Here is a 6,963-nt window from a genome sequence, read left to right on the forward strand (position 1 = left end):
CTTGGAGCACCACCACAGTGCACCTGTCAAAGAAAAACACAGACCATGTTCTATCAAAAAATGGCTGTGTAATTCAATTCCATGCATTGCACACGATATCGTGCTTTCTTTGTATCCAAGTTTCAGAAAAGTCATGCGAACCTCATCTCTGAGAGCATAGAACTCATCAGCTGACAGGTAGCCATCTGGATAACTTGATAAATCCATGTTATTAAGAAGGTGCATTTTGGGAAAATTAGTTAAGAAAGCAGCAAGTAAACATTCTTTGATGATGTTGTTTTGGGAGAGAAAAGTAAAAAAAGCTGAGAAATGATAACATGCCGTACTGGCAACCATGCATTTTCTGAATTCTCTAACATGCGATGGGATAAGCTCACTGAAAGATCTTATGCCATAGTGTCTGACAAGGATTCTTACAGCAACTAATGCTTGTACAATTCTGGTTTTGTGAGTCGTTATCGAAGAGTAGATCCCTCCTTCTTTCTGTACATCACAGTATTTTGTAATAACATCCAATACCCATTCAGGAATAGGTAGTCGACTCGGTGCTTTCTCAGTTAAATCCAGGAAGTCATTAGCTGCAGTAATTCCGCCGAAGCGCCTTTCAATTTCAGTAAATTGTTCTGCAGGTTCTCCAGACAAAAACAGATTTCGGTATATACTTGTTGGTAATTCTCCTAAGGCTGCCAACCACAGAACAATCCGTTTCAGAACACGGACATCATTGCGATATTTATTATGACAATTATTTAGGAAATTTTTAACAATCTCCTCTGATACTTTTGAGATTTCGTTACACCCGTTTGACGCAGCATATTCTACAAGGCCAAGGAATACTGACCTTGCGAGTGCATTTGTTTTTCGACAGCCAAGCTTTGTACGACCAAGATAACAAGCAATGTGTCTTTCTGCCCACGCCGGACATTTGTATTTAGAGCTCTTTATAACGATATCTTTCGAAACATGATAAAGGCTGGCATTTATGCCACAAGCAGAATTTGGTGGTAATATTTCAATAATCATAAATAATCTCCATATTAGAAAAATCCTTGCAATTTCAGTATAGAGAAGTATTTATGAAACAGAAAACACGAGAAATGAAAGTAGTTGTTTGGCTTTTAAAAGCCATTATGCGACATAATCTCGTGTTTTCTAAAATGTGGTGTTTGTTTTGAAATACGAGATCTCGTATTTCAAAACTTTGCAGATACTTCTTTTACGATTAAAAGTGATTACGCTGATTTCATCTTATGTTTAGAAAGAGTTATTGTTGAGTGACTTTGATATCTTATTATTTTCTCACAAGTTTATTTATTTTTTCTTAACATAATATTATTTACTTTTCAAATCAATTAATTATTTTCAGTTTTATTCTCTTTTATTGCTTTTTCAGTTGAACCAATCAATGCTTTTCTTAGATAAGTAATTGTCACCTGCAAAAAAAGGAGAAAAAAGTTATGGATATAGCTGAACTAAAAAAAATAATTGATAAAACAACTGTCATTGATTCATTATCAGTGTATTCATTAAATTGCTATCGAACCTATTGGAGAAAGCTTTATGAATGGCTTACTGCTAATAATATATACAATTTTGGTGAAACAGAAATTCATAAATATCTTGAAGAAACGATTTATAAAACTGAATATTCTTATGCTGAGTTATCAAGAAAACAAAAGACTATAGCTTTATCCTGCAACGCATTAATAAACTATATAAATACAGGAAAAATAGGACGTAAGAGTTTTATCCAACTAGTTGATTTTGATGCTCAAAATATAGGGAATGAAGTAAAATATTATAAAGAATTTCTTCAATCTGTTTCCTTTAGAATTAAACCTCAATCTACTCGTATATATAAATATGCATTGAGTATTTTGTACAGATATTGCTTAAATCACACATTATCTCTCTCCGAACTGAATTATTTTCATTTATCTAGATTATTTGACGGTTCTAATCTCAGCCATAAAACTATCTACAATTTAAAACTATATATAAAAATTTTTCTACAGTGGCTTTTTTTCAACTCTTATACAACACAAGATTTATCAATATTTATTCCACGAGAAAAATATATAAAAGAAGAAAGACTTCCGACAACTTTCACAGATAACGAAGTTAAAGCAATTCTGAAATGTATCGACCGAGGAACCGCTTTAGGCAGGAGGGATTTTGCGATTTTACTTTGTATTGCAGCTTATGGCTGGAGGATCAGCGATATTGCTCAATTAAAACTTGAGTATATCAACTGGCGAAATCAGACCATTTCTTTTAATCAGGTAAAAACAGGAGAACCAATCCATACTAAGCTTGAACCATTAGTATTCAACGCTATAGTTGATTATATTCAGCACGGCAGGCCTAATGATCAAGAGTATGACAAACTTAATAGTGGCGAGCTATTCCTTTTGCTATCTGAAGGAAATATTGGAAAACCATTACGTCCGCATACAGTTGAAAATATTTTCTATAAATATATACGTAGAGCCGGGATCTCTAATTTATCAAATCGCAGGCATGGCTGTCATGCCTTAAGATTTTCCCTAGCAACCAGGATGATTGAAAACGGTGCAGATATTAGAGATGTTAAGGTGGTGCTTGGACATAAGGATAAATCCATAACTTTTAATTACGTAAAATTGGATATTTCTAGACTTAAGCAATGTAATCTGCCGATGGTACCTTGTATTTCTCCATTTTATAGCGATTTAAAGAAGGTAAATTAACATGGAAAACATCGCCCACTATCTTGAAAAATTCTCATCTGTATTGTCACCAGAAATACTTGAATATCTAAAAATAAGGGAAAAATCCGGATATACGATTAGAACTCTTATATTCAAATTACTTGCGTTAGATAGATTCTGTAATGAGCGACAGCTGAAAGAAAAAATCTTTACCCGTGAGGATGCAGAAGCATACAGACTGTTACGTAATCATGAAGCATTGTCTACCAGATATAATAGATGTTGAGAATCAATTTCTGATCCGTCAAATTATCAATTAGAGATCCGATCTTACTGTTTTGCAAAAAGTACCTTTTTTGTAAAAAAATCCTTAAAGAAATTTCAATTAATTTGAATCGTACAGTTGAAGTGTACACTTTGGGAATTTGCTCAAAAGTGTACGATTGAACTATACTTTTTGTACGATTAAAGTGTATTTCAGCTCACACTTTTTTTACTGTTTGTTAATTATCTTATTTAACGCAGTAATCTGTTCTTTCAAAGTTTGAACCTGATCTTTTAGAATTTTATTCTGTTCTTTAAGCTCCTGATTTTCTGTCTTTAACTTCAGTTCCTGAAGCTCGAAATTATGCGCTTTCAGCTGGTATTTTTCTTCGATTAAATCCATATGTTCTGCAGTCTTTTGTAAATCTGCAAAGCGTTTCTTCATTGTTTCATATTCGGTTAAAACAACCTCTTCAGCGCGGTGTTTGCAGATTTCATAAAGAGATGTAATTATGGCTGTACTCTGCTCATTAATTAAGTCTTCAAGCTCAGGCACTGGAGTTGGCTTAGAAACTTGTATACTGTGCTTCTGGAGCCTCCTGTTAGGTTAAGGACATTGGTTGGATTAACCTCTTTACCTTCCTTTTCCAGTTGATTGACTGCATCTCGTACACTCTCGTAAGTAGCTTTAGCTTTTACCGGCATAGCGTGCTCCTTATCACAAAAATATCAAAAAACTCAATTATTTTTAAATTGAATCATACGTACATATGTATCATTCAACCTTAAGTGTACTCTTCAGATACAGAAATGCAAAAAAAATCCTGAGAATTCAATAAAATTCATCAGGATTTTTACTGTACAGTTAGCAAAAAATCAAGTGTACAACTGTACAGTTAAAATGGAACAGAATCGTTCAAAGTATCCTTGCGTCGCAGTGAGATATTTTCCCGCAGTGTTTTACTGATCAAACACCTTAGACTTCTGTCCATCGGTAAATTCTGTTCAAGGAGCATTGCTATAATCTGTTTTAGCTCATCAATCTGCTCTAATAACAGTTGGTTTTCCTGCGACTGTAACTTAAGGCTCTGCTCCAGTTGACCGTTTTCCTCTTTAAGTGATTCATAATAATTACCCAGCATTTCATAGTCGCTGGAGAGCTGCTCATATTGCTCTTTAAGCTTTTTACTGTTCATCGGCCTTTCTCCTCCTTGAACCTGAGCCTAAAACCATAGTTATTGAATTAGCCTCAATTCTTTCTGCTACTGCCTCTCCAACCGCAGAAATGCCCATTTCTTCTACCCAGCGCTTGGCATCTTTCTGAGAGGTAACCAGCGTAGAATGTTTTCCACTGCGGTCGTTCATAATATCAAAGAGAGACTGTGTGTCTTCAACCGTTGGTGGAGTCAGGCAGAAATCATCCAGCACCAGTAAGCGCTGGTTCTGCAACCTCTTACGTGCCTGAGTATAGACTCTGGCGCCTTGAGCTCTAAGCTCAGTGAATCGTGCAGCTAAATCACGGGCATTGGAGAATAGAACACTGTATCCCTTACGTGTTGCTTCTCTGGCAATAGCAGAACTAATAAAGGTCTTACCGCTGCCGGAACTTCCTAATATACAGACATTGTGTCCGGTTTCTATCCAGGATAAGGTTCTAAGTCTTGCCATGAGCTTACTGAATTTCTGACCTCGATTTTCATCATAGGCAATATCTGAAAGCTCAGACAGTACAGGTATTTTTGACATGCGCAGTAACATAATCTGTCGCTGCTTGCTTCTGCCGTCTATTTCTGCTGTAAGTAAAGATAACAGAGCATCATCCAGGGTTATGCTGGCTAAAAGCTTTTGATCTTCCTGTAATGACTGATAGGCAGAGACTGCATATTTTAGCTTCAAATCTTTTAACAGTTCTTCAATCTGAGTGCTCATTATTACTGCTCCTTCTCTTGTGGATTAACTAGATCGTGATCATTGGTGTTAGATGGATCACTACAATTTGATCTGTTCGGATCACTGCAATTTGAAGTGATCTCTGCTGAAGCCCCTTTTGTCTTTGGATAGTTAAGAAATACCATGCCTCGTTCATTCTTATGGGGATTCTCTTTTGTCTCTTTATCCCAGCAGAGATTTATATCTTCACCATAAAGTTTTGCTTCAACCTTCTCAAAGAGGTAGTTGAACCGATAAACAGGATCTAATCTTGAGCTGGAACTCTTGTCTGGATATACACGCCATAACTCCTTAAGCTTGCTTACTCCTCTGTATTCAGGCTGCTCCTTAAGAAATTTTTCAAAAAGAGGATAGTCCTCAGGAAGTTCATGAGGCAAACTCAAAAGTTTTACAGCTCTCCTTAATTTATCGATATTGATTGTCCCTCCAAGGATGGACTTCACTTTTTTCAGTGTTTCAGGACCGATAGCCTGTGCCCATTCATAAAGCATGGGTAAAGGAGTTTCCTTTAGGACTTCAATAAAAAGCTGCTGAGGAGGATTGTATCCTTTGCAGGTTGATGTACCGGGAATATTATCCTGACGCTTATAGGTACACAATGGTCGGCCGTCTTCGTAAAAAATCAGCTGCTGAGGCTTTATTTCCAGTTGAACCTTGCATCCTATAAGGTTGGCAGGTAAACAGTAATCATGGCCGTTAATTTCGAATCTTGAGGTTGCAGGAACCGTTCTGTTTTCGATTTCTGAGAGATGAAGGTCCCAGTTTGCAACAGGATGGAGTTTGTTTCGTTCATCCTCCTCAAAAATTACTCTTCGGCTTGAGTTAAGACCACGAACCTTATGATTGTTGATTAAATCAAGGTTACGAATAAGCCAGTCATTCATTTCCTTAATGTTTTCAAAAGACTGACCGTCACGCTCTCTTTTCTTCATTCTTGCAATAAGGGTATGAGTCGCAATTTTAACTGCAGCCTCAGCATGGCCCTTAAGCCAGCCACTGCGAACCGGCATTGAGGATAATGAGCAGCCAAGGAAGTTAGCAAGCATTCTGTAGGTTGCGGTAAATTCACCTCCATATTTACCGCAATAGGATACTGCAGCTTTGAAGTTGTCTATGCGGAGCGACTCAGTTGTTCCTCCAAAGTATTTAAAGCCATTGACGATTGCCTGTGCAGAATCAGGAGCGCTTTGTGAAGGAATTGCCTCGATGTAGGTAAGTCTGGAATATGCCAGTACCAGAACAGCAAACTGAGCTCTGGTACCATCCTTACAGCGCATGGTGACACCGGTAAAGTCGAATTCAGCTATGGCTCCAGGCACTTCCTTTCGTCTGAAGGTTGGAACTATATTGGATTTTTCATAGGCTCTCCATAAGCGACAAAAGTTAGATAGAGAATACAGGGTGAGATTTTCCTTTCTGCATTTCTCCCTGTTTTCCTCGGAGCAGTAAACATCCTCGTATATAACTTTTCGCTGCAGTTCCAACTTACGGTTGGTTGAGCCTCCGCTGTGAGCACAGCTGCGCATGTATTCCCTGGACATTACCCCAAAATCAGGCACCAGGTAGGTTACGTTGCCACGAATGCCCTTAATAATAAATTTTCTGGAGTTAACTCTATCCTTTGAGAAATACTTTTCAATGAGTTCTGATGGCGTCATAGAAAGAACCTGTTCTTCGGTTAGTTTGAGTTCTGTAATTTTCTTTTTTAGTCTGACAGCAGCACCGTGACTCATCTGTAAATCAATATTCTGCTCTCCGGCAAAAGATGAATGAATACAGAGAAATTTAACTCTTCTATAAAAAAGGTTGTGGTCGGGAATAACGGGTTTAGTTTTAAACCTTTGTCTATCTGTCATAAATCACCTCTCTAAAAAAGTGAAGTAAGGTGAATATTAACAGATTGAATATCTGTACATTTTTTAGTACGAGTACGTATGTATTACAGAAAAAATAATGAGCACTGAATCAAAAAAATATGTGGCTAGAAGAGTGTTTGGGATTTTGCAAAAAGAGGTGGTTTTGCAAGAGAAAGGATTAGGATCTCGGATTGATAATTAAT

Annotated in this window: 7 protein-coding genes; 2 read left to right on the forward strand and 5 right to left on the reverse strand. The window is 37.0% G+C overall.

Features of this window, described 5'->3' with window-relative positions; genetic code table 11:
- On the reverse strand, positions 1–1,023 hold a 1,023-nt coding region (locus QZU45_RS11500; protein ID WP_295355420.1), incomplete at its 3' end, for a hypothetical protein.
- 434 nt (positions 1,024–1,457) lie between these two features.
- Between QZU45_RS11500 and QZU45_RS11505 the strand changes: the two genes are divergently transcribed.
- Together QZU45_RS11505 and QZU45_RS11510 are read left to right on the forward strand one after the other, a co-directional pair.
- Positions 1,458–2,729: a tyrosine-type recombinase/integrase gene (locus QZU45_RS11505; protein ID WP_295355422.1), complete on the forward strand. Its 1,272-nt coding sequence runs from the start codon at positions 1,458–1,460 to the stop codon at positions 2,727–2,729.
- A gap of 1 nt (position 2,730) precedes the next feature.
- Entirely contained in the window at positions 2,731–2,976 is a 246-nt protein-coding gene (locus QZU45_RS11510; RefSeq protein WP_295355424.1) for a hypothetical protein, read from the forward strand.
- 207 nt (positions 2,977–3,183) lie between these two features.
- Here QZU45_RS11510 and QZU45_RS11515 read toward each other — a convergent pair whose 3' ends face one another.
- From QZU45_RS11515 to QZU45_RS11530, 4 genes are all read right to left on the reverse strand, one after another.
- Complete coding sequence (locus QZU45_RS11515) at positions 3,184–3,510, reverse strand: hypothetical protein (RefSeq protein ID WP_295355425.1); 327 nt, start codon at positions 3,508–3,510, stop codon at positions 3,184–3,186.
- Between the two features lie 340 nt (positions 3,511–3,850).
- Positions 3,851–4,150 (reverse strand): hypothetical protein, encoded by a 300-nt coding sequence (locus QZU45_RS11520; RefSeq protein ID WP_295355427.1) that lies wholly within the window; start codon positions 4,148–4,150, stop codon positions 3,851–3,853.
- Complete coding sequence (locus QZU45_RS11525) at positions 4,140–4,883, reverse strand: ATP-binding protein (RefSeq protein ID WP_295355429.1); 744 nt, start codon at positions 4,881–4,883, stop codon at positions 4,140–4,142. Before QZU45_RS11525 ends, QZU45_RS11520 begins: the two co-directional genes overlap by 11 nt.
- A 2-nt stretch (positions 4,884–4,885) precedes the next feature.
- On the reverse strand, positions 4,886–6,760 hold the full coding sequence (locus QZU45_RS11530; protein WP_295355431.1) for a DDE-type integrase/transposase/recombinase: 1,875 nt from the start codon (positions 6,758–6,760) through the stop codon (positions 4,886–4,888).
- Positions 6,761–6,963: the final 203 nt, after the last annotated feature.

The organism is uncultured Succinivibrio sp. (assembly GCF_902756765.1).
Taxonomy (GTDB): Bacteria; Pseudomonadota; Gammaproteobacteria; order Enterobacterales; family Succinivibrionaceae; genus Succinivibrio.